Source organism: Streptomyces sp. DH12, from assembly GCF_020873895.1.
Classification (GTDB): domain Bacteria; phylum Actinomycetota; class Actinomycetes; order Streptomycetales; family Streptomycetaceae; genus Streptomyces.
Genome location: NZ_JAHWGT010000010.1, coordinates 22,534 through 48,701, shown reverse-complemented (window position 1 = coordinate 48,701; position 26,168 = coordinate 22,534). Strand labels below are relative to the sequence as shown.

The 26,168-nt window shown below is 72.0% G+C and carries 19 protein-coding genes and 2 pseudogenes; 10 read left to right on the top strand and 11 right to left on the bottom strand.

The window, feature by feature from the left end; genetic code table 11:
- Positions 1-92: 92 nt before the first annotated feature.
- A complete protein-coding gene (locus LPA54_RS11315) occupies positions 93-647 on the bottom strand; it encodes an NADH-quinone oxidoreductase subunit B family protein (protein ID WP_058945140.1) in 555 nt (184 codons plus the stop codon).
- 19 nt (positions 648-666) lie between these two features.
- The gene (locus LPA54_RS11310; RefSeq protein ID WP_058945141.1) at positions 667-1,026 is read right to left on the bottom strand and encodes an NADH-quinone oxidoreductase subunit A; all 360 of its coding nucleotides are present in this window, start codon (positions 1,024-1,026) and stop codon (positions 667-669) included.
- A gap of 720 nt (positions 1,027-1,746) precedes the next feature.
- Here LPA54_RS11310 and LPA54_RS11305 point away from each other — a divergent pair.
- Complete coding sequence (locus LPA54_RS11305; RefSeq protein WP_228976424.1) at positions 1,747-2,595, top strand: C40 family peptidase; 849 nt, start codon at positions 1,747-1,749, stop codon at positions 2,593-2,595.
- A 227-nt stretch (positions 2,596-2,822) separates the two neighbouring features.
- Here LPA54_RS11305 and LPA54_RS11300 read toward each other — a convergent pair whose 3' ends face one another.
- On the bottom strand, positions 2,823-3,734 hold the full coding sequence (locus tag LPA54_RS11300; protein WP_368857860.1) for an NAD(P)-dependent oxidoreductase: 912 nt from the start codon (positions 3,732-3,734) through the stop codon (positions 2,823-2,825).
- Positions 3,735-3,814: 80 nt separating this feature from the next.
- On the opposite strand from LPA54_RS11300, the gene LPA54_RS11295 reads away from it, so the two are divergent.
- The gene (locus LPA54_RS11295) at positions 3,815-4,894 is read left to right on the top strand and encodes a helix-turn-helix domain-containing protein (RefSeq protein ID WP_228976419.1); all 1,080 of its coding nucleotides are present in this window, start codon (positions 3,815-3,817) and stop codon (positions 4,892-4,894) included.
- Here the strand turns inward: LPA54_RS11295 and LPA54_RS11290 are convergent.
- Positions 4,860-6,146 carry a geranylgeranyl reductase family protein gene (locus tag LPA54_RS11290; protein ID WP_228976415.1) on the bottom strand — a complete coding sequence of 429 codons (1,287 nt, stop codon included), beginning with the start codon at positions 6,144-6,146 and terminating at the stop codon, positions 4,860-4,862. The genes LPA54_RS11295 and LPA54_RS11290 overlap by 35 nt on opposite strands.
- Positions 6,147-6,242: 96 nt before the next feature.
- Between LPA54_RS11290 and LPA54_RS11285 the strand changes: the two genes are divergently transcribed.
- Positions 6,243-6,782 (top strand): GNAT family N-acetyltransferase, encoded by a 540-nt coding sequence (locus tag LPA54_RS11285; protein WP_228976414.1) that lies wholly within the window; start codon positions 6,243-6,245, stop codon positions 6,780-6,782.
- A gap of 163 nt (positions 6,783-6,945) precedes the next feature.
- Here the strand turns inward: LPA54_RS11285 and LPA54_RS11280 are convergent, their stop codons facing one another.
- From LPA54_RS11280 to mqnC, 4 genes are all read right to left on the bottom strand, one after another.
- Positions 6,946-9,759: a zinc-ribbon domain-containing protein gene (locus LPA54_RS11280; RefSeq protein WP_228976411.1), complete on the bottom strand. Its 2,814-nt coding sequence runs from the start codon at positions 9,757-9,759 to the stop codon at positions 6,946-6,948.
- Positions 9,760-9,826: 67 nt separating this feature from the next.
- Positions 9,827-10,528: a demethylmenaquinone methyltransferase gene (locus LPA54_RS11275; protein ID WP_228976409.1), complete on the bottom strand. Its 702-nt coding sequence runs from the start codon at positions 10,526-10,528 to the stop codon at positions 9,827-9,829.
- Positions 10,529-10,707: 179 nt separating this feature from the next.
- Positions 10,708-11,307 carry a hypothetical protein gene (locus tag LPA54_RS11270; RefSeq protein ID WP_228976407.1) on the bottom strand — a complete coding sequence of 200 codons (600 nt, stop codon included), beginning with the start codon at positions 11,305-11,307 and terminating at the stop codon, positions 10,708-10,710.
- A 7-nt stretch (positions 11,308-11,314) separates the two neighbouring features.
- The gene (gene mqnC, locus LPA54_RS11265; protein WP_228976405.1) at positions 11,315-12,514 is read right to left on the bottom strand and encodes a cyclic dehypoxanthinyl futalosine synthase; all 1,200 of its coding nucleotides are present in this window, start codon (positions 12,512-12,514) and stop codon (positions 11,315-11,317) included.
- 341 nt (positions 12,515-12,855) lie between these two features.
- On the opposite strand from mqnC, the gene LPA54_RS11260 reads away from it, so the two are divergent.
- On the top strand, positions 12,856-13,926 hold the full coding sequence (locus tag LPA54_RS11260) for an esterase family protein (RefSeq protein WP_228976404.1): 1,071 nt from the start codon (positions 12,856-12,858) through the stop codon (positions 13,924-13,926).
- 52 nt (positions 13,927-13,978) lie between these two features.
- Here the strand turns inward: LPA54_RS11260 and LPA54_RS11255 are convergent, their stop codons facing one another.
- Positions 13,979-14,830 carry a menaquinone biosynthetic enzyme MqnA/MqnD family protein gene (locus LPA54_RS11255; protein WP_228976401.1) on the bottom strand — a complete coding sequence of 284 codons (852 nt, stop codon included), beginning with the start codon at positions 14,828-14,830 and terminating at the stop codon, positions 13,979-13,981.
- 284 nt (positions 14,831-15,114) lie between these two features.
- Between LPA54_RS11255 and LPA54_RS11250 the strand changes: the two genes are divergently transcribed.
- From LPA54_RS11250 to LPA54_RS11225, 6 genes and pseudogenes are all read left to right on the top strand, one after another.
- On the top strand, positions 15,115-15,318 hold the full coding sequence (locus LPA54_RS11250) for a cold-shock protein (RefSeq protein WP_008738468.1): 204 nt from the start codon (positions 15,115-15,117) through the stop codon (positions 15,316-15,318).
- A 179-nt stretch (positions 15,319-15,497) separates the two neighbouring features.
- The gene (locus LPA54_RS11245; protein WP_228976399.1) at positions 15,498-15,902 is read left to right on the top strand and encodes a DUF1992 domain-containing protein; all 405 of its coding nucleotides are present in this window, start codon (positions 15,498-15,500) and stop codon (positions 15,900-15,902) included.
- A 30-nt stretch (positions 15,903-15,932) separates the two neighbouring features.
- Positions 15,933-16,259: pseudogene (locus LPA54_RS11240) on the top strand (site-specific integrase); the annotation flags it as partial.
- 95 nt (positions 16,260-16,354) lie between these two features.
- Positions 16,355-16,854: pseudogene (gene xerC / locus LPA54_RS11235) on the top strand (tyrosine recombinase XerC); the annotation flags it as partial.
- A gap of 143 nt (positions 16,855-16,997) precedes the next feature.
- Positions 16,998-17,183, top strand: coding sequence for a helix-turn-helix domain-containing protein (locus LPA54_RS11230; protein WP_111339028.1), 186 nt, complete (start codon positions 16,998-17,000; stop codon positions 17,181-17,183).
- Positions 17,180-18,466, top strand: a complete 1,287-nt coding sequence (locus LPA54_RS11225) for a site-specific integrase (protein ID WP_228976396.1) — start codon at positions 17,180-17,182, stop codon at positions 18,464-18,466. Before LPA54_RS11230 ends, LPA54_RS11225 begins: the two co-directional genes overlap by 4 nt.
- Positions 18,467-18,572: 106 nt before the next feature.
- On the opposite strand, the gene LPA54_RS11220 is transcribed toward LPA54_RS11225, so the two are convergent.
- Positions 18,573-18,842, bottom strand: coding sequence for a contact-dependent growth inhibition system immunity protein (locus LPA54_RS11220; RefSeq protein WP_228976394.1), 270 nt, complete (start codon positions 18,840-18,842; stop codon positions 18,573-18,575).
- Between the two features lie 14 nt (positions 18,843-18,856).
- On the bottom strand, positions 18,857-25,900 hold the full coding sequence (locus LPA54_RS11215; RefSeq protein ID WP_228976392.1) for an RNase A-like domain-containing protein: 7,044 nt from the start codon (positions 25,898-25,900) through the stop codon (positions 18,857-18,859).
- Positions 25,901-26,168: the final 268 nt, after the last annotated feature.

Sequence of the window (26,168 nt, the reverse complement as noted above, 5' to 3'; positions counted from 1 at the left end):
GAGCTCCTTCTCGGGGTTCGGCTCGTCGGTCCGGTGCGGCTCACCGGGCCCCTGCGGCCGGTTCGGCTGGTTCGGCCGGTTCGGCTGGTCGGTCACCGGAGCAGCCCCTTCATCTCGATCGTGGGGAGCGCCTTGAGGGCCGCCTCCTCCGCCTCGCGGGCCGCCTCGCGCGCGTTGACGCCGAGCTTGGAGGACTGGATCTTCTCGTGGAGCTTGAGGATCGCGTCGAGCAGCATCTCGGGGCGGGGCGGGCAGCCCGGCAGGTAGATGTCGACGGGCACGACGTGGTCGACGCCCTGCACGATGGCGTAGTTGTTGAACATGCCTCCCGAGGAGGCGCAGACGCCCATGGAGATCACCCACTTCGGGGCGGGCATCTGGTCGTAGACCTGGCGCAGGACCGGGGCCATCTTCTGGCTGACCCGGCCGGCGACGATCATCAGGTCGGCCTGGCGCGGCGAGCCGCGGAAGACCTCCATGCCGAAGCGGGCCATGTCGTACCGGCCCGCTCCGGTCGTCATCATCTCGATGGCGCAGCAGGCGAGGCCGAAGGTCGCGGGGAAGACGGACGCCTTGCGCACCCATCCCGCGGCCTGCTCGACCGTCGTCAGCAGAAATCCGCTCGGCAGCTTCTCTTCGAGTCCCATGAGTGTGCCCTTCAGCCCCTCAGTCCCATTCCAGGCCGCCGCGCCGCCACACGTACGCGTAGGCGACGAAGACCGTGAGCACGAAGAGCAGCATCTCCACGAGCCCGAAGATCCCCAGTGCGTCGAAGGTGACGGCCCAGGGATAGAGGAAGACGATCTCGATGTCGAAGACGATGAAGAGCATCGCCGTCAGGTAGTACTTGATCGGGAAGCGGCCACCTCCGGCCGGCGTCGGGGTCGGCTCGATGCCGCACTCGTACGCCTCGAGCTTGGCCCGGTTGTACCGCTTGGGGCCGATGAGCGTGGCCATGACCACGGAGAAGATCGCAAACGCTGCCCCGAGGGCGCCGAGCACGAGGATGGGCGTGTAGGCATTCACGCTCCTCGCTCCTTCCAGTCGTCCTTGACCGTTGGACCGCACCGGGCTTCCACGTCGCCGCCCCGGAACCTTCCGGTCCACTGACTTCGGTCCGGAAGATCGCTTACATGTGAGGCAGTTCACAAGCCCGTTTGGGACGCATCCTATGCCCGTCGATCTGTGATCTGCGACACGGGGTGCGTCAACGTCTTTGTGATCTCCACCACCTGGCGAACGATCATGAATTCGGATGAACGGTGATCTTCACACCACACGTGACGGACTGGCGACGATACGTGACATCAGCGCCCGTCACCGCTGGTCGAGGCGGTCTTGCACTATCAAGCGAAAGCCGCTACGCGCAAATTCGAGTCGGACGCGTCCGAGTGATAAAGGAGTCCACCCCACTCGTGCGAGGGCTCGGCGGGACCGGAGTGGACGCACGCGGCGGAGCGCACCCGGCGGACGGCCGCCGACGGGGCGGTACGTGTGACCTGTGCCACTCGACTCGGGTCGCCGGAAAAGCGGCGTTGGCCAACCGCATGAACGAGTGGTAGGCGCACGGCAATTCGGGCGTTTCGCGGATAACCCATGATCACGGGCATGATCACGAGAGGTTGAAATGTCCGTTACGGCGTCAATAAAGGGCCTACGGAAGCGGATTCGGCCCTTCCAGCCCGAACTGTGGCGCAACACACGTTTCTTGATGGGAACCACGAAGCCCTGATAGCGGTTGTTCCCATGTCCCACACCGCTCACATACCCAGCCACCGGAAGCCCCGCCGCAGCTCCTCGAAGCTCGCGCTGCGCGCCGGAGTTGCCGGTGGCGTCCTCAGCACCATCGCGGTGGCCGCGTCGCCCGCTCAGGCCGAGCCGGTGACCGAGACCATCGAGATGCCCGCGCTCACCAACGTGGACCTGTCCGGCGCGCTCTCCTCCGCCGTCGCCGCCTCCGCCGAGGCGACCCAGCAGGACGTGCTCGCCCAGGACCTCCGGGCGCAGGAGGACGCCGCGGCCGGCAAGGCGGCCAAGGACGCCAGGACGGCCAAGGCCGAGGCGGAGCGCAAGGCGGAGGCCGAGCGCAAGGCCGAGGAGGCCGAGGAGAAGGCCCGCGCCGAGGCCCGCGAGCGCGCCTCCCGCACCGCCGAGCGCACCACCCTGTCGGCGTCGTCCGACAGCCGCGACAGCAACGGCGGTGGCAGCAGCAGCAGCGACTCGTCCACGCCGAGGGCCACCGGTTCCGCCGCCGCCATCGTCGCCTTCGCGCGCGCCCAGGTCGGCGACGCGTACGTCATGGGCGCCACCGGCCCCAACGCCTGGGACTGCTCGGGCCTCGTCCAGGCCGCCTACCGCCAGGCCGGGATCGACCTGCCCCGCGTCTCCGGTTCGCAGTCGAGCATGGGCACCTCCGTCTCGCTGGGCGACCTCCAGCCGGGCGACATCCTCTACTGGGGCAGCCGCAGCGGCTCGTACCACGTGGCGATCTACGTCGGCGGCGGCAACTTCGTCGGCGCGCAGAACCCCGGCACGGGTGTCGTCGAGCGGTCGCTCGACTACGACAGGCCGTCCGGCGCGGTCCGCATCCTCTGACCCGGACGGCGCCCGGCGGCCGACGCGCCGCCGCGGCCGCCGCTGCCGCACCACGCCATCCAGGGCCGTCGCTCCCCCGCTCGGGGCGGGAGCGACGGCCCTGGCCGTGCGTACGGGCCGTCAGCGGGCGTACGGGAGCCCTCAGCGGGCCGTCGGCGGGCGTCGGCCTCAGCGGGCCGTCGGCGGGCGTCGGCCTCAGCGGGCCGTCGGCGGGCGTCGGCGGGCCGTCAGCGCGCCGGGCGGAACGCCTCGACGATCCGCGCGTAGCTGTCCCCGCCGTGCCCGTCGGCGACGGCCTTCGCCATCAGCTCCCGGTGCAGCTCGGGGAGGCGTCCGTCGACGCCCCGCTCGGCACCCGCGTGCAGCAGGTGGCCGACCGCCGCGAGCTGCACGTCGATGGTCGCGTCGTCCCCCGGGTACCGCCCGGCGTCGATCTGCCCCGCGTACCGCTCCACGAACAGGCCCACGGTCGACAGCCACCGCAGCGCGACCGGGGCGAACTCCCCCGCCTCCACCCCGTCGGCGCCCACCAGCGCGGTGGCGTGCAGCCAGCCGCCGAACACCGACCACATCATCCCGAGCAGCCCCGCGTCGTAGAGCGAGGCGAGCCCCGCGTCCCCGCCGAGGTGGATCGGGTCGCCCAGGACCGCCAGTGTCGCCCGGTGCGCCTCCAGCACCTCGGGCGAGCCGCTGTAGAGGAACATGCTGGCGGGGTCGCCCACCCCGGGCGGGGTGGTCATGATCCCGCCGTCCAGGTACCGCGCGCCCTGCCCGGCGGCCCAGCGCGCCGTCTCCCGCGCCTGCTCCGGCGAACCGGACGTCACATTGACGAGCGTCCGCCCCGCGAGCCCGCCGGCGAGCGGTTCGAGCAGCTCGCGTACGGCCCCGTAGTCCAGGACGCACACCACGACCAGCTCGCTCGCCGCCACCGCCTCGGCGACCGTCCCCGCCCGGCGCGCGCCGGCCGCGACAAGGCCGTCGGCCCTGGCGGGCGTGCGGTTCCACACCGTGGTCGGGTGACCGGCCGCCAGGAACGCGGCAGCCAGGGCCGATCCCATCTGCCCCAGTCCGAGCACGGTGACGCTTTCACGGCTCATCGCCTTGTTTCTCCCTCTGCGCGTGGATTGCCTCTGCGTGATCCACCCTCGCAGCGCGTCCCGGGCGCGGACAGTGGCAGGACTGCCGCCGTCCGCACGATTCCTGCCGTACGCTCCGGGGCATGCCCGCCGGAACCGTCGCCGTGGCCGTCGTCCAGGACGCCGGCCTCTCGCACTGGGAGTTGTACGAGCTCTCGATCGCCCTGGCCGTCTTCGGCATCCCCCACGACGACCTCGCCGACCCCTGGTACCGCCTGCGCGTCTGCGCGGCCGAACCGCCGGCCCCGCCCGGCGGGGCCTGGGGGTCGGGCGCGTCGGGCGCGGGCGTCGCGGGAGCGGGTGCGTCGGGCGCGGGCGGGGTGGGCTTCTCGCTCCGTACGGACCACGGGCTCGACGGGCTCGTCGGCGCCGGGACCGTCATCGTGCCGTCGGTACCGGAGGAGTGCGTCGACAGCGGCCGGGAGGTGCCCGCCGACCTGGTGGAGGCGCTGCGCGAGGCGGCCGCTTCGGGCGCCCGCATGGTGTCGCTGTGCACCGGCGCCTTCGCCCTGGCCGCGGCCGGGCTGCTCGACGGCCGGCGCGCCACCGCCCACTGGCAGCACACGGCCGAACTGGCCGCCCGCCACCCGGGCGTGAGGGTGGACGACTCGGTGCTCTACACCGACGACGGCGACGTCCTCACCAGCGCGGGCGCGACCGCCGCGCTCGACCTCTGCCTCCACCTGGTCCGCCGCGACCTCGGCGCGCGCGTCGCCAACCAGCTGGCCCGCCGCCTCGTCGTCCACGCGCACCGTGCCGGCGGGCAGGCGCAGTTCATCGACGCGCCGCTGCCGCCGAGCGACGACGAGGGCATCGGCCCGGTGCTCCAGTGGGCGACCGAGCACCTCGCGCGGCCGCTCACCGTGGACGACCTGGCCCGCCGCGCCCGGATGAGCGCCCGCACCTTCCACCGCCGGCTGTACGAGGCGACCGGCACGACCCCGCTCCAGTGGCTGCTCCAGCAGCGCGTCGCCCGCGCGCAGACCCTGCTGGAGTGCACCGACCTACCCGTCGAGCAGGTCGGTGAGCGCAGCGGGCTGGGTACGGCGGCGAACCTGCGCCGCCACTTCACCCGGGCGGTGGGGGTCTCCCCCACCGCCTACCGCAGGTCGTTCCCGGCCGGCGGTGTCACGCCTTCGGGGCGACCTTCGACAGGCCGTTGATGATCCGGTCCATCGCGTCGCCGCCCGTGGGGTCGGTGAGGTTGGCGAGCATCTTGAGGGTGAACCGCATCAGCATCGGGTGGGTGAGCCCGCGCTGCGCCGCGATCTTCATGACCTTCGGGTTGCCGATCAGCTTCACGAAGGCGCGGCCGAGGGTGTAGTAGCCGCCGTAGGTGTCCTTGAGGACCTTCGGGTAGTTGTGCAGCGCCAGTTCCCGCTGGGCGTCGGTCGTGCGGGCGTGGGCCTGCACGATGACGTCGGCGGCGAGCTGCCCGGACTCCATGGCGTACGCGATGCCCTCGCCGTTGAACGGGTTGACCAGCCCGCCCGCGTCACCGACCAGCAGCAGGCCGCGCGTGTAGTGCGGCTGGCGGTTGAACGCCATCGGCAGGGCGGCGCCGCGGATCGGCGTGGTCATGTTGTCGGGCGTGAAGCCCCAGTCCTCCGGCATGGACGCGCACCACGCCTTCAGCACCTCGCGCCAGTCCAGCTCGCGGAAGGCCGCGGAGGAGTTGAGGATGCCGAGGCCGACGTTGGACGTGCCGTCGCCCATGCCGAAGATCCAGCCGTAGCCGGGCAGGAGGCGGTCCGGGCCGGGGCCGCGGCGGTCCCACAGCTCCAGCCAGGACTCCAGGTAGTCGTCCTCGTGGCGGGGCGTCGTGAAGTACGTCCGCACCGCCACGCCCATCGGCCGGTCCTCGCGCCGGTGCAGGCCCATCGCGAGGGACAGCCGGCTGGAGTTGCCGTCGGCGGCGACCACGAGCGGGGCGTGGAAGGTGACCGGGGTCTTCTCCTCGCCCAGCTTCGCGTGGACGCCGGTGATGCGTCCGGTCCGCGCGTCGAGGACGGGCTCGCCGACGTTGCACCGCTCGTACAGGCGGGCGCCGGCCTTCTGCGCCTGCCGGGCGAGCTGCTCGTCGAAGTCGTCGCGCTTGCGGACCAGTCCGTAGTCCGGGTACGAGGCCAGCTCCGGCCAGTCCAACTGGAGCCGGACGCCGCCGCCGATGATGCGCAGGCCCTTGTTGCGCAGCCAGCCGGCTTCCTCGGAGATGTCGATGCCCATCGCCACGAGCTGCTTGGTGGCGCGCGGGGTCAGCCCGTCGCCGCACACCTTCTCGCGCGGGAAGGCCGTCTTCTCCAGCAGCAGGACGTCCAGACCCGCCTTGGCGAGGTAGTACGCGGTGGTGGAACCCGCCGGACCCGCCCCGACGACGATGACGTCTGCGCGGTGTTCGGAGAGGGACTCGGTCACGGCGGCTTCTCCCGAGGCTCGAAATGGCGTGCCGACGGCACGGGACACGGGCAGTCTATGGGGACCCGCCGTTCCCCTACCCGAAGGGCCACCCCGATGCCCGAGCTGCTCGACGCCGCCGCGGTCCAGCCCGCGGAGGGGCCGCCCTTCCGACTGAGGGTGCCGACGGAGGAGGACGCGTACGCCTGGCACCGGGCGTTCGACGACGCCGAGGTGATGGAGTTCCACGGCGGCCGCCCCGCCGAGCTGTCGGTCTACCACGAGTTCACCGCGCGCCAGCGCCGTCACGACGCGGAGCGCGGCTTCTGCCTGTGGACGCTGCTCGACGCCGCCGGCGAGGTCGCCGGCTTCACCGGCGCCCAGCCGTGGCCGCACGCGTGGGGCCCGGTGGGCGAGGTCGAGATCGGCTGGCGGCTGGCCCGCCCGTCGTGGGGCCGGGGGTACGCGACCGCCGCGGCCCAAGAGACCCTGGAGCGGGTGCGGGCGGCGGGCGTCGGCCGCGTCGTCGCCATGGTCGACGCCCGCAACGCCCGCTCCGTGGCGGTGACCCGGCGCCTGGGCATGGAGTTGGAGGAGACCCTGCCGGTCCCGGGGCGCGACGGCGTGCTGTGCCACCGGTTCGGGCTGCGGCTGTGACCGGTCCCGGCCGCGCCGGGACCGCCGGGGCCGGGGCCCGTACCGGTGGCGGCGGTGGTACGGGCCCGGGCTCGGGCTCGGGCCCGGGCTCGGGCTCGGGCCCGGGCTCGGGCTCGGGCCCGGGCTCGGGCTCGGGCCCGGGCCCGGGCCCGGCCGGCGGGACTCAGTCCACGTCGTTCAGCGCCCAGGTGGAGAGCGCCACGTCGAAGGTCTTGCGGGCCTCCGACCAGTCGCGCTCCCGCGCCGTGAAGTAGATCGCGTACTCGGTGCCGTCCTCGGCGACGTACGCCTGGTCGACGGCGTGCACGGTCTCGCCGGACGCGTCGCGGTAGGTGTACTCCCAGAGGGCGCCGGGCCTGCCCTGGAACGTGTTCGCCTCCAGCCGCACCCGCTGGTAGCCGGGGTTCCGCTTGCGCGAGTTCGCCTCCAGGCCGGTCAGGTTCTCCAGGGACGTGTACGGGGCGTTCCGTACGACCCCGACGAGGAAGTGGGCCATGCCGGTCGGGCCGGCGTAGGTGATCTGGCCCTGCTTCGCCGAGACCCGCTGCCACCCGGAGGGCACGGCGAACGCGAACCCCTCGACGTCGCTGACCCGTTCGTATCCCGCCGGGACGTTCGGCTCCGTGCCGCCCGCCGCCGGGTCGGAGGCGCCGGCCGACGGCGCCGCGGAACCGGAACCGGAACCGCCGGGCGCCGCGGAGGCGTCCGGGGACGCCTGCGGGGCGCTCGCCGTCGGCGTCGCCGCGGGGGCCGGCGCCGCCGTGGGCGTGGCCCCGCCGCTCGCGCCGACCACGGGCTTGGCGTCCGGGTCCGGGGCGGGCCGGACGGCGGTCCCGGGCCGCCCCTCCTCCGTGAGCATCAGCAGGCCCGTGGTGACCCCGCCGCCGACCGCGAACGCGGCCACCAGCGCCCCGCCCCACAGCAGCAGCGCCCGCCGCCGCGCCCCCGCGGCGGGCGGTGCGGTGACGGGCTCGACGGCCGGTACGGGCGCGGTGACCGGGTCTTCGCCGGGGTACGTGCCGCCGGGGCCGCCGGGGTACGCCTGGCCCGGGTGCGCCCCGCCGGGGTACCCGCTGCCGGCGGAGGCGGAGGCGGAGGCGGAGGCGGTCGCGGTAGCGGCGGCAGGGCCGTGAGCGGTACTCCGAGCCGGGTCGTGCGTATTGTCGGCGCCCTGAGCGGGCTCCCCGACCCGCGCGGGCACGGAGCCGGGCGCGGGCACGGAGCCGGGGGCGGGAGCGTCCGGGGCGGGCGCGACCGCGCCGGGGCCGGACCCGGGGACCGGAGGCGTACCGGCGGCGGACGCCGGCTCCGGGGCCGTACCGGGAGCGGACGCCGGGGCCGCGCCCGGGGCCGGGGGCGTCCACGGGGCCGACCGCGCCGGGTGTGCGGCGCCCGGCGCGACCGCGGCGTACGGCACGCCGCCCCCGCCGCCGCTGCCGCGCCCGGTGAACCGCAGCAGGTACGGCGCGACGAGGACGGCCGCCCCCACCCACAGCAGACCGAGCAGCAGCGCGTCCGGGACGCTGGGCGCCACCTCGAACCGGCCCTGCCCGCCGAAGCCGTCGACCTCGCCCGCCATCCGGACGCCGACCCCGCTCATCCCCGCCACGAGCAGGTACGCCCCGAGGAACACCCCGCCCGTCAGCAGCCGGCCGCCCCGGTCGGGCGAGCGGCGCGCGGCCCACAGGCCCGCCGTGAGCGCGGCGGCGACGCCGAAGGCGACCAGGCCGGTCACCGCCCAGCCGCCCCACTCGTCGCCGATCTGCGAGAGCCCCACGCCGCCGCGCTCCGCGCCGGAGCCGAGCATGCCGAGACTGCCCTGCACGTCGTACTCCAGCGGGGCGCCCCAGGCGACGCCGAGGACGGCGGCACCGAGGTTGGGCAGGATCGCCAGGGCGGGCAGGACGGACGCGCCGTCGACGCCGTCGGCGTTGGCGTACGCCACCAGGCCGATGAGGGCGCCGACCGCGAGGACGGCCGCGAGCGCCCGGGCCGCCGTCCCGGCGGCTCGCAGGGCCACGGCCGCCCCGGGCCGCGCGGCCGACCACCGGGCCATCCCGTCGCGGTGCAGCACCGCCGCCGTGACCACCAGCGCCAGGAGCAGCGCGACGAGCGCGGAAAGCAGGGGCGAGCCGGACACGGCGACCCCCTGGACCTCCGGCCTGCCGAACAGCCCGAGCAGGAGCACGGCCCCGGCCGCCGGGAGCGCGACGCGCACGGCCGCGTCGACCCCGGCCCCGCGGGCGCGCAGCGCGCGGGCGGCGAGCCAGAGCGCGCCGACCCACAGCAGGGTGACCGTCAGCGGGACCATCGACAGTTCGGCGCCGCCCTGCGCGGCACCCTCGCCGAAGCCGGAACCGAGCCCGCCGGCGTCGGAACCGAAGCCCCCGGAACCCGCGCCCGAGCCGAAGCCGCCCGAGCCGAAGCCGCCGGGGTCGTACCCGCCGCCGTCCCCGCCGGTGCCGGGGCCGGGGCCGTACGGCGCGGCCGTCGACAGCTCGAAGCCGCCGCCGAACGCCTGGAGGAGCAGGGCCAGCGCCACCCGGAAGCGGTCGCCCCAGCCGAGGGGGGCCTCCTCGCCCGGCTCCTGGCCATACGAGGGCAGGGAGAGCGCGACCGCGAGCACCAGCAGCACGGCGGTCGGCCAGGCGGCGGCGCGCACGGCGGGGGCCCACGCCCCGCGGAAGGCCCGGCGGGCGAACTCCGCGGCGGGCGAGGGCGCGGCCGGCGCGGGCGCGTACCCCGGCGGGGGCGGCGGCACGGAACCCGGCGGTACGGAACCCGGTGGCGGCACCGAACCCGCCGCCGGGGCCGCCCCGGGCGCGTGGCCGGGCGGCGGGACCACGGGGGCGGCCGGGACCGCGGGCGGCGCCGCATCGGCGGTGGCGGGCGGCGCGGACCGCTCCCGGCCGCAGTTCATGCAGAAGCGGGCCTCCGGGGGCGATACGGCCCCGCAGTGCGGACAGGACGACGCCATGGGTGCTCCTGGTGCCGGGGACGGGTCGGCCCTCATCCTCCCGGCTGGCGACGCGCCGTCAAAGCCGTTACACGTCCAGGGGCTTGGTGCCGCGGTGCAGGGCGACGACGCCGCCCGTGAGGTTCCGCCACGCCACCCTGGTCCAGCCGGCCCCCTGGAGCAGGGCCGCCAGCTCCGGCTGGCCGGGCCAGCTGCGGATGGACTCGGCGAGGTAGACGTAGGCGTCCGGGTTGGACGACACCGCGCGGGCGACGGGCGGCAGCGCCCGCATCAGGTACTCCTCGTACACCGTGCGGAACGGCGCCCAGGTCGCGTGCGAGAACTCGCAGATGACGACGCGCCCGCCGGGCTTGGTCACGCGGTACAGCTCGCGCAGCGCCGCGTCCGTGTCCTGGACGTTGCGCAGCCCGAAGGAGATCGTCACGGCGTCGAACGCCCCGTCCCGGAAGGGCAGCCGCGTCGCGTCGCCCGCGGTGAGGGGGAGCCAGGGGTGCCGCTTCTTGCCCTCGCGGAGCATGCCGAGGGAGAAGTCGCACGGCACGACGTACGCGCCGTCCTCCACGAACGGCAGCGAGGAGGTGCCGGTCCCCGCGGCCAGGTCGAGGACCCGCTGGCCGGGCCGGGCGTCGACGGCCTTGGCGACCTGCCTGCGCCACCGCCGGTCCTGGCCGAGCGAGAGCACGTCGTTGGTGAGGTCGTAGTTCGCGGCGACGTCGTCGAACATCGAGGCGACTTCGTGCGGCTGCTTGTCCAGGGTTGCTCGCGTCACGCGCCCCATTGTGGCAGGCGGGCGGAACGCCACCCCGGCGGGCACGGCCCCCGGACACCGGCCCGCCCGTGCGGCCACCCGCCCCCGCCCGGCGCCGCCCCCGCCCGGCGCCGCGCGGCCGGCGCCGCACATGGCCGGCGCTCATGGCCCGCGCCGCACACGACCGGCGGCGCGTACGGTCAGCACCGCCGGTACACCAGGCGGCCCGCCACCACGGTGGCCACGCACGTGGACGCGCCACGCCGCACGAGGGCCGCCCGGTCGGGCACGTCGAACACCGCGAACCGCGCGGGCGTCCCGGCCGTGAGCGTCGGCAGCAGGACCAGCGGCACCGGCGAGAACGAGGCCGGCCCCGGCAGCACCGCCGGCCGCCGGCCGACCGCGAGACCGGCCCTGCGCACGGCGTCCTGGGCGGCCCGGCCGCGCAGTTCGCCGGCCACGGCGACGGTCCCGTGCGCCAGCAGCCGCTGCACCCCGCGCCGGGCGCTCGCCCCCTGCCGCGACGGGTCGGCGCGGAACAGGGCCCGCGCCCGCTCACCCGTGACCGGCTCGGTGCCGAACTCCTCCGCCTCGCGCGGATCCGGGTGGTACGTCTGCTCCAGCAGCTCGGGCCCGTACGGGTTGAGCAGCCCGGGAGTGAGGATGCCGGGCCACCGCCGCACCCGCGCGAGGGGGTGGGCGGCGGCCAGTTCGTCGTACGGGCCGACGGCGGCGACGTGCGCGCCGTCGACCAGGACGGCCGTGCCGGGTGACGCCTCGGCGACGTGGAGCGTCAGCATCGCGGGCTCAGTTGGCGTTCAGCAGCTTCAGCTCGGGGTGCGCGGTGCCGCCCTCGATCGCCGTGGAGGAGATGTGCGACACGACGCGGTCGTCGACCGGGTCGTCCGCCGGGTCGTCGTGGACGACGACGTGCTCGTACGTGGTGGTGCGCTGCGCCGGGACGCGACCCGCCTTGCGGATCAGGTCGATGATCTCCATCCGGTTCGAGCGATGCCGGGCGCCGGCGGAGGAGACGACGTTCTCCTCCAGCATGATCGAGCCGAGGTCGTCGGCGCCGTAGTGCAGCGACAGCTGGCCGACCTCCTTGCCGACGGTCAGCCACGAGCCCTGGATGTGGGCGATGTTGTCCATGAACAGCCGGGCGACGGCGATCATCCGCAGGTACTCGAAGATCGTCGCCTGCGTGCGGCCCTTCAGGTGGTTGTTCTCCGGCTGGTAGGTGTACGGGATGAACGCGCGGAAGCCGCCCGTGCGGTCCTGCACGTCCCGGATCATCCGCAGGTGCTCGATCCGCTCGGCGTTGGTCTCGCCGGTGCCCATGAGCATCGTGGAGGTCGACTCGACGCCGAGCCCGTGGGCGATCTCCATGATCTCCAGCCAGCGCTCGCCGGACTCCTTGAGCGGGGCGATCGCCTTGCGCGGCCGCTCGGGCAGCAGCTCGGCGCCCGCGCCGGCGAAGGAGTCGAGGCCGGCCGCGTGGATGCGGCGGATCGCCTCCTCGACGGAGACACCCGAGATGCGCGCCATGTGCTCGACCTCGGACGCGCCGAGGGAGTGGATGACGAGCTGCGGGAACTCCTTCTTGATGGCGGCGAAGTGCTCCTCGTAGTACTCGACGCCGAAGTCCGGGTGGTGGCCGCCCTGGAACATGATCTGCGTGCCGCCCAGCTCCACGGTCTCGGCGCAGCGGCGCAGGATGTCGTCGAGGTCGCGGGTCCAGCCCTTGGCGGTGTCCTTGGGCGCGGCGTAGAAGGCGCAGAACCGGCAGGCCGTGACGCAGACGTTGGTGTAGTTGATGTTGCGCTCGATGATGTACGTCGCGATGTGCTCCGTACCGGCGTACCGGCGGCGGCGCACGGCGTCGGCGGCCGCGCCGAGGGCGTGCAGCGGCGCGGAGCGGTAGAGGTCGAGCGCCTCTTCCGGGGTGATCCGCCCACCTGCGGCGGCACGGTCGAGAACGGACTGGAGGTCGGCCTTCTCGGTCACCGGTTGCGTACCTTTCGGCAGGTTGTGGACGGGCCGGACCAGCCTACGCCAGGGGTGTCGCGGCCGGTTCGCGCGGCCCGGGCGGCGCGGGGGCGGGTCGGCGCGGGGCCCGGGCGGCGCGGGGCCGGTCGCCCCGGGGCCCGGGCGGCGCGGGGCCGGTACCCACGATGGCGAACGGGCACCGAGCCGACCCGGCGGCGGGGTGCGCGGGATCACGGCGATTGACCGGTACGGACGGCCAACCCGACCGCCCGCCGCGCCATCTACCCGGCCGAAGACCGCGACGACCCCCGCCCGTCCGGGACCCGACCACGACCCCACACCTCCACCGGAGTGCTCCCATGAACCGTCCCCGCACGGCGCTCGCGGCCGTCGCCGCCCTCGGCTCCCTCGTCCTGACCGCGGGCTGCACGGGCGAACCCGTCTCCTTCGACACACCGGCCGGCACGTCCGCCCCGTCCGACCCGTCCGCCCCGTCCGACCGGGCCGGGTCGGGCGGCACGGCCGGCCGGGGCGGCGACGGGGCCGACCCGGCGGGCGGCGCCCCGAAGACGCTCATGCCGACAGGCCCGAAGGCCGAGTTCACCACCGAGAACACCGTCGACGACGGCACGAAGATCGGCGTGACGACCCTGGAGGGCAAGAAGTCCGGCTTCACCGGCAAGGTGTGGGTGTGGGCGCCGCCGCAGTACTTCGAGACGCGGTACGCGAACAGCGGCTTCCCCGTGCTGATCGCCCTGCCCGGCGGCAACGGCTACCCGAAGAACTACTGGATGGGCACCGACCTGAAGTTGCAGAGCAGCATCAGCAGGTGGTCGAAGGAGGGCAAGAGCCTGCCGTTCGTCGTCGTCATGCCGGTGCTGAACCCGGACGACGAGTACTACTACGACGGCAGCGACATCCCGGGCCGCGAGAAGATGGGCACCTGGATGACGGAGGACGTCCCCGACTTCGTCCGGGCGAACTTCCGTACCTTCGACTCGCGCGACGGCTGGGCGTTCATGGGGTCGTCGTCGGGCGCGTTCGTCGGGCTGAAGTCGGTGCTGAAGCACCCGGACAAGTTCAAGGCCGTCATCGCGTCCGGGCCGGACACCAAGCCGGACTCGCCGCTGTGGGCCGGGCACGAGGCGGAGAAGGCCGCCAACGACCCGGAGAAGCTCGCCAAGGCCCTCTCCGCGCAGCCGTCCGCACCCGACCGGGACGTGTACCTGGCCTTCCAGATCGGCACCCGCGAGTCCGGCCTGCAGAACCTGCGCTCCTTCATCGGCGCCTACGGCAAGGGCCCGGTGAAGACCCGCCTCCAGGTCATCCAGGACGGCGGGCACAACGCGAAGACGTACGTGAAGGGGATGGAGGACGGCTCGATCCAGTGGATCAGCCGCCACATGCAGGCCCCGATCCCGGCACCCTGACCGACGGGGGCCGCGGGCCCGCCGCCGCCCCTCGCCCCTCGCCCCTCGCCCCTCAGGGCTGGAGCAGGTCGATCCGCACGTCGGCCGGGTACCCGGTGGTGGGCCCCGTCCGGCGGGCGAACTCGCGCACCCCCGCCATCTGCTCCGGGCCGAAGCGGAAGTCGAGGGTGGTGAAGTACCGCTCCAGCAGCTCCGCGTCGAAGGACTCCCAGCGCGCGGCCTGCTCGGCCACCTTGGCGACCTCCTCCAGCGACAGGTCCCGGGAGGCGAGGAACGCCTCGTGGACCTTCCGCACGACGGCCGGCTCCCGCTCCGCGTAGTCGCGCCGCACGGCCCACACGGCGAAGACGAACGGCAGCCCCGTCCACTCCTTCCACATCCGCCCCAGGTCGTGGACCTGGAGGCCGAGCCGCGGCGCGTCGTGCAGGGAGGCGCGCAGGGCGGCGTCGCCGATGAGGACCGCCGCGTCGGCCTCCTGCATCATCACACCCAGGTCGGGCGGGCAGGTGTAGTAGTCCGGGGTGACGCCGTACCGCTCGGCGAGCAGCAGCTGCGCGAGCCGGACGGAGGTGCGGGAGGTCGAGCCCAGCGCGACCCGCGCCCCGTCCAGCCGCTCCAGGGGCAGCTGGGAGACGATCACGCAGGACATGACGGGCCCGTCGCAGCCGACGGCCAGGTCGGGGAAGGCGACGAGCCGGTCGGCGTTCCGCAGGTACTCCACCAGCGTGACCGGCCCCAGGTCGAGCTCGCCGGCCACGATCTGCTCGCTGAGCCGCTCCGGGGTGTCCTTGGTCAGCTCCAGGTCGAGCAGCGTGCCGGTGCGCGCGAGGCCCCAGTAGAGGGGCAGGCAGTTCAGGAACTGGATGTGCCCGACGCGGGGCCGGGTCCGCTGTGATTCGTCCACACTCGTGAGGCTAGACCCCCTCCTGGCTGCGACGTCTCACTGGGTGGGCGGGCCCCGCCGTCAAGATCCGGCTTCCGGCGGTTCAAACATCCGGGTGACGTCACGATGGAGTGATCTTTGCCTCTACCCATCTTCGGATGCTGCGTGCTAGGCTCGACGCAAGTTGCAGTTTGGTTTCCCTTGCAGTACAGAGCCTGCGGAGCATGTAACCCGCAGGCTTTTGTAGTTTTCAGACTTGTATGCAGGTTCTGGAGCAGGGCAACCCTTTGGCCCAAGGAGGGCTTATGGCTACCGGAACCGTCAAGTGGTTCAACGCTGAAAAGGGCTTTGGCTTCATCGCCCAGGACGGCGGCGGCCCGGATGTCTTCGTCCACTACTCCGCGATCAACGCGTCTGGCTTCCGCTCCCTCGAGGAGAACCAGCTCGTGAACTTCGACGTCACGCAGGGCCCGAAGGGCCCGCAGGCGGAGAACGTCACCCCGGCCTGATAAGCCAGGGTCGACGATCGCGCTCGACTTAGCACCACCCAAGGGGTCCCCCTTCCCGCACCAGCCTGGTGCGGGAAGGGGGACCCCTGCCTTTTCCCGCCACCACCACACACCGATACACCCCGGTACCCCCGGTACGCCCCGGTGACCACCGCCGGCCCTCCGCCTACCCTGGGCACATGACCGAACGGAAACCCCCCGGAATCGGCTTCGAGTCATGGGTCGACCGGCAGATCCGCGAGGCGACGGAGCGCGGGGACTTCGCCCACCTCTCCGGCCTCGGCCGACCCCTCCCCGACGACACCGCGCCCTACGACGACCTGTGGTGGGTCAAGGGCAAGATGCACCGCGAGGGCCTCGCCGCCCTCCCCCCGACACTCGCCCTCCGCAAGGAGGCCGAGGACGCCCTGGAGGCGATCGGCCGCGCGGTCTCGGAGACCCAGGTGCGCCGCATCGTGGCGGAGATCAACGAAAAGATCACCACCACCCTCCGCCGCCCACCCCCGGGCCCCCCACTGAACCTGAACCCGTTCGACGCCGAAGCGATCGTGACCGACTGGCGCACCACGCGCGACGAGCGGTAGCCATCCACTCACGCACGGCACCCCGACCTATCCACATGGCAACACAAGGGGCACGTGTTCACCATGCCGCAGGCAAGGTCGATCGTTCCCGGCCAACCTCAGCCGCCGCTTCCTCGACCGGGCCGGACTCCGCCGAATGCGCTTCCGCGACCGCCACCACTCGACCGCCACCCTATTCCTGCAACAAGGCGTCGTCCGTCGTCATCAAGGAGTTATTGGGCCACCCCCATACCGGCGTCACCGCCGACGCTCACGTCCGACTCCGCCTCCAGCGCCAGGCCATTCGACACCCTCGGCAACACCCTCAGCCGGACCGACGCCGTAGACAACCCGCCCACCGCAGCCGTCGTCCGCTGATGTTGCCGTCACCGTTGCCGTCAAAAGGCTGAAAAGCTCTACCCAAATAGGATTGCGGTAGAGCTCTTCAGTCGCATGTGGGCCTGCTCTAGATATGTGTCCACCGGTACCTCATCCTCGGCCTGGGCAAGAAGAAGCTCACCAAGCTCACCGCCAAGGACGTCCGCACCTGGCTCAACCCACTCCGCACCACCTGCCAGTGCTGCACACGCGGCATCGACGCCCAACGCGACCAGCCCCGCTGCTGCGCCGCCGGCTAGTGCTGTCACAAGCTGCTCCTCCTGCTGACGCTCACCTACATCCACTCCGCCCTCAAGCCCGCCCTGGAGCAAGCCGTGCGTTAGGAAGAGATCCCGCGCAACGTCGCCCGCAACGTCCGCACCCGCACCCCACGACCCCGCCGCTTCGAACCCCTCACCGCCGACGAAGCCCGCCCGCTCCTCGCGGCACGCGCGGACACCGGCTGCACGCCCTGTTCGAACTCGCCCTCCACACCGGACTCCGCAAGGGTGAACTCTTCGGCCTGCGCCGGGAAGACCTCGACCTCGACGCCGGCACCGCCGCAATCCGCCGCACCCTTCAGCGCACCAGCACCGCCGCCACACCCCTCCGCCCTCCCCGACCCCACCCTCGTCATCGCCGACTGGGCCTATGACGGCACCGGCCTCACTCCCGATCTTGAACGCCTCGCCGCACTCATCCACGGCGGCCCGATATGCGAACAGGGAGTGAGAGCCGGTGCGTGACGACGAACTCCTCACTGTCCCCGAGGCGATGGCCCGCCTCAAGATCGGCCGCTCCGCCCTCTACGACCTGATGCGCACCCGCCGCCTTGCCTCTCTGACCATCGGCCGCGCCCGCCGTATCCCCGCCCACGCCCTCGCTGACTACGTCCAGCGTCACCTGGAAGAGGCCGCCCGATGACCGCCCCCAAGCGCAAGAAGGCCCGCGCCAACGGCGAAGGCACCATCTACCAGCGCAAGGACGGCCGCTGGGAATCCGCCGGCTACGTCCTCGCCGCTGACGGCACCCGCATACGCGTCCGCGTCTACGGCAGCACTCGGAGAGGAGCTGCCGACAAACTCGCCGAGAAGATCGCCGACAGCAACCGCGGCCTGCCCGTCGCCACCGCCGACAGCACCGTCGGCGACTACCTCACCTACTGGCTCAACAGCGTCGCCATCCACCGGCTCCGCGAGAACACCCACACCCGCTACGCCTCCTGCGTCCGCCTCCACCTCATCCCCGGCCTCGGCACCAAGAAGATCGCCCGCCTCACCACCAAAGACGTACGCACCTTCCTCGACCGACTCCGCACCACCTGCCAGTGCTGCGCCCAGGGGCTCGACGCGGTGCAGAAGAGGTGCTGTTCGGTCGGCGAGTGTTGCCAGAAGCGGTTGTCCGCTTTGACCGTGACCTACGTGCACTCGGTGCTCAAATCGGCGCTGGAACACGCGGTCCGCGAAGACGAGCTGCCCCGGGACGTCGCACGCAACGTCAAGACCACCACGCACCAGCCCAGGCGCTTCCGTCCGCTCACCGCAGCCGAGGCCCGCCAGTTCCTCGACGCGGCCCGCGCCGACCGGCTCCACGCGCCGTACGAACCCGCCCTCCGCACCGGACTCCGCAAGGGCGAACTCCTCGGCCTCCGCTGGGAAGATCTCGACCTCACCACCGGAACGGCCAGCATCCGGCGCTCGCTCCAGCGCACTCGCACCGGCGGCCTCACACATCTCCCCACAAGAGCCGGGCGTCCGAGCGCCGTATCGCGCTCCCGACCCAATGCATCCACTCCCTCAAGAAGCACCGGGACGGCAGGAAAGGGAGCGCGAGACCGCAGGGCCGGGCTGGAAAACAACGGCCTCGTCTTCACCATGCCGACCGGACGGCCTCTCGACCCGGCCAACCTCACCCGCCGCTTCCGTAGCTTCCTCCACCGGGCCGGGCTCCGGCGCATCCGCTTCCACGACCTCCGCCACTCCACCGCCACACTGCTCCTGGAACAGGGCGTCGAACTCGTCGTGATCAAGGAACTCCTCGGCCACGCCCACATCGGCGTCACCGCCACCGTCTACGCCCACGTCCGACTCCGCCTCCAGCGCCACGCCATCGACATCCTCAGCACCGCACTCGACGGCACGACAGACACCAACCCGCCCCACGACGACGGCGACGACACGCCACTCTGCGCGGCCCCCTTCCGCTGACGTTGCCGTCAACTACTGCCGTCAAGCACCCCAGAAGCCCCGCCAGAGATGCTCTGGCGGGGCTTCAGATTTGCGCTTGCACCCAGACTCTTACCTCCAGGTGGAGCTACATCAGCGAATCGATCATCTGGTGAAACCAGAGGGACATAGCGATCCCATCCTGACGCGGATCGTACGAGGCGCCGGCCGTCTCAAGCCAAACCTCAGCCAAGCCGTCCTCCCCCATACCCGAAGCTACGATCTGCTCCAGGGATGCTCGCAATTCTTCGACCGCCTCAGGGGGTTCGACCTCCCGAAACTCCGTCAAAATCTGAATCGGCTCTTCCGCTTCAAGGTCGTAATCCTGATGGAAATACGCCTGCGCAAGGTAACGCATCGAGTCCGCCTTCATTACGGCATCGGGTACGAGGTCACGATGTGGTAGCCGTTAGGCATTGAGGGATTACGTTGGAGCACTGTGGTCACACCTGTCGGGCTGAGGGTACTTTGCGTGGCACGCTCATACACCCTTCCCCCGGAAGCATCCATCGGACCATTAATCACGAGTCGATTCCCTCTCCCTGCGAGCCACTGATTGATGCCTGCCTGATTAGCGGCGAGATTACCACCGGTCGCCCTATTGGCCGCAGCAAGGTCAGTAAACGTCGAGGAGTATCGGATGTTGCGTGCGGCCAGTTCAGCATCGGTTTTGCCGACATGCCGACTGATTGCGTGACCCCCCGCAGCCTCATGCGCAGCAAGATCGCAGTTGCTGTTGTGAACCAGAACCGGAGTCTGCCCCGCCAGCACATAGTACGTGTGGAGGTCCGCGACCGTCAGGTTGTAGGTGCGGGCGCGCTCAATATATGCACGGTTCTCCGAGACAGTTACCGTGTGACCGGTATCCGTGAGCAGCGTCATCCCCGCGCGGAGAAAACCTGCCTCCACCCACGCACCTTCGGACGGTGACCAGAAAGGGTGCTCATGGGTCGCCGTAAGGGCCTCATCTCCCCTTTCAGTAATGATCGTCAGGTCGTTGTATCGCTTGTCATTCTCCGTTGCAATGAGTTGCGTGACCTCGCGGGCACCGGACTCACCGGTGAGGGGATCGGTCGCGAGAACCTCATCGCCGAGATCAACTTGCTCGATTTGCTTCTTCGTCCCGTCCGCCATCAGGACATCGGTACCGGCTGGGAAACACTTGCAGTCCGTCCGCTTTTTCGGTCCGGAGTTCCGCGCGCGGTGCCCCGCGAACTCCCCCGCAGCGACCAGGAAGCCGCCGGCCAGTGCGGCCCCCATTCCCCACTTCAGGTGCGCAGGACATCGACCACCGGCAGCCTGGCAAGCTCTGCCCTTCCAGTTATTGATGTCCATGCCACGATGCGCGACGGAGAGGTCTGCACAACTTTCGCGACCGTAGAGGCACACATCGTCGACCCTGCTGTAGAAGGCCTGTATGTACTTCTCCGCACCATCCCACTTGACCGGGACCTTGACCGTCGGGTAAACGGCAATGTAACCGTCGCCATCGAAGTCCGTCCGCATTTCCCCTTCGGACTGCCAATCTTCGGAAGACGGGGCGCTGGGGCCGGGATCCTTGGAACCCGTCCCCACTACCTTGGTGCCATTCTCGGTGCAGGAGAGTTCCTGCCGGCCGCATTCGGCGATGATCAGGCCCGTGGGGTCGGAGAAGTTGACGGGGTCCGCGTTCGAGTACGTGTACCCGTTCATCTGGAGCGGGTCCGTGATGTCCATGATCGGGTCGACCGAGATGAAGCGGCCCGTCGAGGCGTCGTACTCGCGGGCGCCGATGTGGGTCAGGCCCGTGGTCGGGTCGTCGATGCCGACGCCCAGGTACGTGCGGCGGTCGGGCCACGTGGTCGGTTCGGTGCCGCGCGGGTTGCCGTACGGGTCGAAGCGGCGGTGGGTGACCGTCTGGGCGGCGGAGAGGTCGACCGACGTGGTCGACGTGCTGTGGTGGTCCGCCAGCATGACCGTGAGCTTGTGGCCCGTGGCCTTGCCGCCCGTCGTGCGGACGGTCGTCGGGGCGCCGGGGCTGCTGTAGTAGCGGCGGGCGTCCAGGGGCTGGCCGGCCGTGTTGACCACGATCTCCGCCTCGCCGAGGAAGAGGGTGCGCGTGGTGCCGTCGTCCTCCACCAGGCGGTTGCCGGACGCGTCGTACAGGTACGACACGTCCGCCGTGCCGTCGTCGTTCGTGTCGACCGAGGTCAGCTTGTTGCGGCGGTCCCAGCTGAGGTTCTGCCGGTCGCCGCCCAGGACGCGTGCCGTGGTGTTGCCGGACGCGTCGTAGGCGTAGGTGGAGCGGGGCTTGAGCGTGGAGCCCGGTGAGTTGACGACCGCGTCGACCTGGGTCAGGGTGTGCGGCTGTACCGGCCGCGGGTTGTCCGGCAGCTTGCGGCCGTACGTGTAGGTGTACGTGTCGTCCAGGGCCGCGTCGGTGCGATCGTGGACGGTCATGCTCGTGCGGTTGCCGATCGCGTCGAAGCCGTACGAGTGCCAGTAGCCGCCACCGTCGACGCCCGCCGAGACATCGGCTCGTGCGGGGCCGGCACCCGGCGCCGTCGACGTCCGCGGGCAGACGGCGGACGCGTTGCCGTCGGTCCACGCGTGGACCAGGCGGCCCATCGGGTCGTAGGCGAAGCACTGCTCCTCGGTGCCGGCCGGCTGCTGGGCGGTGATCGAGGTGATGGTGCCGACCGGGTCGTAGCCGTAGCTCGTCGTCGAGACGGGGGTGGGGGCGGTTTCCCGGTTGGCCGTGGTGCGCCGCAGGCGGCGGGTGTTCTCGTCGTAGACGTTCGTCGTCCAGACCCGGCGCGGTGCCTCGCCGGACGCCGTCCGGAGCACCTGGCCGTACGGGCTGAGGAAGGTGTCCGCGGTGTACCAGGAGAGGCCCGACACGGTGGTCGGCGAGCCCTCTCCGTCGTAGCGGGTGACGACCTTCTCCGCGGCGAGGCCGCCCGGTGCGGCGGGCAGGTCGACCGTCTGGACCTTGCCGGTCGGCGTGTAGGTGGTGGCGTAGGCGTACGTGCCGGCCAGGCCCGTGGTCTGCGGGGTGCTCGGGATCGTCGTCTTCGAACCGGTGGGCCGGTACTCGGTGTCGTAGCCGGTGACCTCGCTGGTGAACGCGGCCCCGGAGTGGTACCGGGTGGACGCCACGGGCTGCCCCTTGGCGCCGGGCAGGGTGTCGAAGGTCCACTCGGCGACCAGCGGGCCCGTCGCCGAGTCGTCGCGCAGCTCCGTCTGCCGGCCGAGCACGTCATACGTCGAGTACTGGTGGCGGCCCTGGTTGTCGCGGGTCCAGACCTGCTGGTCGAGGGCGTTGTGGCCGAAGTACGCGGCGCCGGCGTCCGGGTCGGTGGCGGACGTCTTGCGGCCGCGGGCGTCGTACGTGTAGCTCCACGTGTTGCCCTGGGCGTCCGTGACCCCGGCGAGGTGGCCGCGAGGGTCGTAGGCGTATGTGGTGTCGATGCTCTCCGCCGCCACGTTCTGGCTGGTGAAGTGCCGGATGAGCGTCGTCCGGCCGAGGGCGTCCGTCGTGGTCTTCACGGCCCGGCTGCCGGAGAGCGGCGTCGAGCCGTCGGCCGACATGGCCGTCCGGGCCAGCGTCCAGTCACCGCCGTAGGTCGTGGTGCCGGAGTACTGAGGCACGCCCTCGTGCAGGGTTGTCGTGCGGGTCGGGCGGCCGAGGCCGTCGTAGGCGGTCTTGGTGGCGCTCGGCACCTGGGTGAGCGAGAGTGGAACGAATATTTCCGGTTCGGGTTCGCCCTCCGCCAGGTAGCCGTCGCGCGTCTCCTGCGGGGCGCCGCTCGCGTTGTAGGACGTCTCCGTCACGATGCGGCCGCCGCCGAGGGCCTCGCTCTGCGTCTGGCGCGGGCGGAGCAGGCCGTCGAAGAGGGCGTACGAGTCCTCGTAAGTGCCGTTGTCGCGCAGGACGCGGGTGTGGACCGCAGGGACCTTGCTGTCCTCGATCCGGTACGCGAAGCGTGCGGACGCGTCCTGGTTCACCGGGCGGGACGGGGACCAGATGCCCGTGATCCGGCCCAGCGCGTCGTACGTGGTCGTCGTCTTGCGGTTGTTGGGGTCCGTGACCGAGAGGGTGGAGCCGCGGGCCGGGTCCACTGCGGTCGTCGTGGCGTGGCCGGCGGCGTCGGTCTGGGTGACCTCGAACGCCGGACCCGTGGCCGGGGTGTACGTCGTGGTGGTGGAGTTGCCCGCCGCGTCCGTGACCTTCGTGGCGCGGCCCAGCGCGTCGTAGGAGGTGCGCGCGGAGGTGATCCAGCCGGTGCCGCTGCCCGAGACGGTGTCCACCTGGTACGGCAGGCCCTTGGTGGGGGCCGCGCCGAAGGCGCCGAGCGCGTCGTAGGAGGTGCGGCTGTCGGAGATGATCCGGCCGGTCGGGGCGGTGGCGGCGTCGGCGCAGCCGCCGGCCGTGGTGCGGACCCGGTCGGGCAGGCCGATGAGGTGCGCCGCGGTGTTGTGGACGTATGTGGTGACCGTGCACTTCTCGTCGGTCACGGTCTCGCCGCCCGCGGTGGTCGGCGTGCGGGTGGAGGTGTGGGCCGTCGTGGGCAGCCCGTAGGTATCGTCGTGGGTGGTCAGCGTGCGGACGGTGCGGGTGCGGCCGCCGTCGAGGTACTGGACCGAGTCCGTGCGCAGCGTGCCGGTGCGGTACGCCTCCAGTGCGGGCAGGCCGGGGCGCGCCCGGGACGCCGTCACCTTCGCGTACGGCCAGGACATCTCGCGTGCGGCGAGGCTGCCGCCCGCCTTGGTGTAGGTGAGGGTCTCCGCGGCGCGGCCCTGGTGGGCGAGGATGTCCTCCCCAAGTTCCAGCGTGCCGGTCGAGTCCTTGACCAGGACCTGGGTTCCACCGGCGTCGCGGGACATGCCGCGGAAGTAGCGCGTCGTGACCTGGGACTGCTCGGTGGCTTCCGCGCTGCCCGTGTGGGCGGTGGCGCCCTTCCTGACGGTGACGCTCGCGTAGCCGCGCCACTGGTCGTAGGTGCGCAGCGCGGGCTTGGTGAACTCGTCGGTGTTCCTGGCCCAGGCGGCGCCGGTCTGCTCGTCGTACGTGTAGCTCGTCACGACGTCGGGCTGGCGGGCCACCGTGTCCTTCTCGGTGACCTTCTCCACGACGTACTTGTTGAACCACTCGACCGGCTTGGTGTAGTCGCTCTTCTGCAGGTTCTCGTCGGCGAACGCGTCCGGGTCGGGCGACCAGTGGACGGGGAAGCAGCGGCTCTTGTTCGAGGCGGAGACGGTGCGTCCGCCCACCGGGCAGGGGTCCGAGTAGTCGACGTGGATTTCGCCGCCCGTCTCCGTGCGGATGGTCTCGATGCGCAGCCGGTCGAAGTCCGGGGTATGGTCCGCCGTACTCCTGAGGACGCGGTTCGGCATGTCGGTCACGTTCGGGATGAACGACACCGGCGGCAGGTCCTTGTCGGTCTGCCGGCCCGAGGCGTCGGGCCGGCCGAAGCCGACGCGGGAGAGCGACTCGAGCCACAGCGGCGGGTGGGTGTCCGTGCGTTGCCGGGGGAAGGACTGGTGCAGGGTCCAGCGGTCCACCAGGGAGAGGGCGGTCGAGCCGGCGGTGCGCTGGCCGTGCGTCTCGATCGACGACAGGCGGACCCGGCTCCAGAACGTGGGGGCGGTGACGTGGCACTTGTCGGCCGTGGCCTTGCAGTGCAGGGTGGACGGCGTGTCCCACCAGGGCTGCTTGTCCTGGTAGTTCTTGGACTCGAACTTGGTCTCGGAGCAGGTCGTGGCGCTGCCGATGCAGCGGGGGGCGGCCTTGAAGACGACCTTGCCGGCGGGCGGGGCGGTCAGGGCCCCGGCACGCAGGCCGTACAGGATCTGCGTCGGGTAGCCGTCACGGTCGTAGGAGGCGGCCGCCGTGAACTTCTCGTTCTTCGCGTACCGGTTCTGCTCCTTCTTCCAGTCGACGACCATGGCGTTGCCGTGGACGTCCTCGACGTAGTCGAGGTTCCAGCGCCACGCCTGGGAGCAGGAGGAGGCCGCGTACGTGGCGGCGTGGCAGGGCTCGCCGTCGTGGTTGCCGAAGACGGGGACGGTGAGGGTGGAGTTCGTGCGCGTGGTGCGGCCCGGCAGGGTGTCGCGGCCGAACCAGTACCTGGTGCCGTCGCGGGTCGTCACGACCCAGTGCTCACCGTCGTGGCCGGCGGTCTGCGCGCTCTTCCCGGCGCCGTTCTTGTCCCGGTACTCGATCGTGGCGCCCGTGTCGTTCGACGCGGTCCAGGCGGAGGTCCCCGCCTTGTGGACGAGTTCGGTGGAGGAGCCGCCCAGGGACATGACGACGTTGTCGGCTGCCCAGCAGAGGTCGGACTTCTTCTTGTCCGTGCTGTTGCCGTTGTTCGGGGTGCCGGAGCGGTCGTCGTTGCAGGAGCGGTAGCGGCGCTCGATGAAGCCGGGGTGGTAGTCCCAGCCGTCACCGATCCAGGACGCCTGGCCGTTCGCGACGGAGGTGCGGCCGTCGACGGACTGCGAAGAGTAGCTGAGGCTGATGCTCGGTGCCGGCCCGGCCGGCGGCGCCGGCACCGTAACGGGGTACGACCAGGAGAAGCCGCCGCCGCTGCCGCCCGCCGTCCAGGAACCGGTCGCCGAGAGCGGTGTCGCCTTGTACGTGCCGCCCGCGCCCGAGGCCGAGTCGGTCGCCGCGAGGACGACCGGGCCGCCGCCCGCCTGGGTGGACAGTCCCTGTGCCTGGCCGGCGGCGGGGTCGACGGTGGCCCGGACGGTTCCGGTGCCGGGGTCGTTGCTGCTGGGGATGGTGACGGGGGTGGCGCACTCGTCGAGCTGCGGGTCGGTGAGGAAGCACTCGGGGAGCTGGACGAGCTGGAGGCGCGTCGACCACTCGTTGCCGAAGAGGTCCTCGAACCGGCCGTAGTCGAGCTCGACGTCGACGGGGGTGGAGCCCGCCTCGGGCGGGGTCAGCTTGATGAGGGCGCCGTCCACCGCCGTGTCCTCGGTGGTGGTCCGGGGTTCGACCGTGACGTCCCAGGTGCCCGCGGGGGCCGGGGGCGCCGGCGTCTCCTCGGTCGGTGACGCCTGGCCGATGCGTACGGGCAGGGCGCCCGCCTGCACCAGCTGCTCGCCCGCGCCGTCGAGCGGCACCGGGGTGGTGCCGCCGGCCGGGGGTGTGACCTCGGTGGGCTCGTAGTCGGCCGGGGGTTCGACCGGTCCGCCGGCCCAGCTGGACAGCTCCTCCATCCGGGCCTGGTCCGGGTCGATCACCTCCTCCTGCTGGAGCTCCTCCAGGACCGGCCCGGTGCGCGGGGTCGGAGGGGCGATGGCCCATGCCTCGGCCGGCGGCAGGGTCACCGACAGGACCGCCGACAGCAGGACGCCGAGCCCGCGGGCCCGGGTCGGCCGGCCGGAACGGCGGCGGGGCCGGCCGGAACGGCGCGTCGCGCGCGACACGGCCAGGTTTCCGGGCAGACCGAAAGAGCGTCCGGCATCGGACGAGGACATGGAACCCCCCACTTCCACTGCGGACCGGGAAACACGAGGGCCACGCAGGGAATTCGACAAATAGCCCGGCGATTGTGCAGGGGTGGTGAACGCGAAATCCACAAGCCCGGCGAAGCTGTGACATCAATCACCTGCTAAAGCAAGGGAATTCGACCGCAAGGGTCTCGGAGGTGACATTTACGGGCACACGCCGTCCGTCAGGCCGAGAAGCGACGAG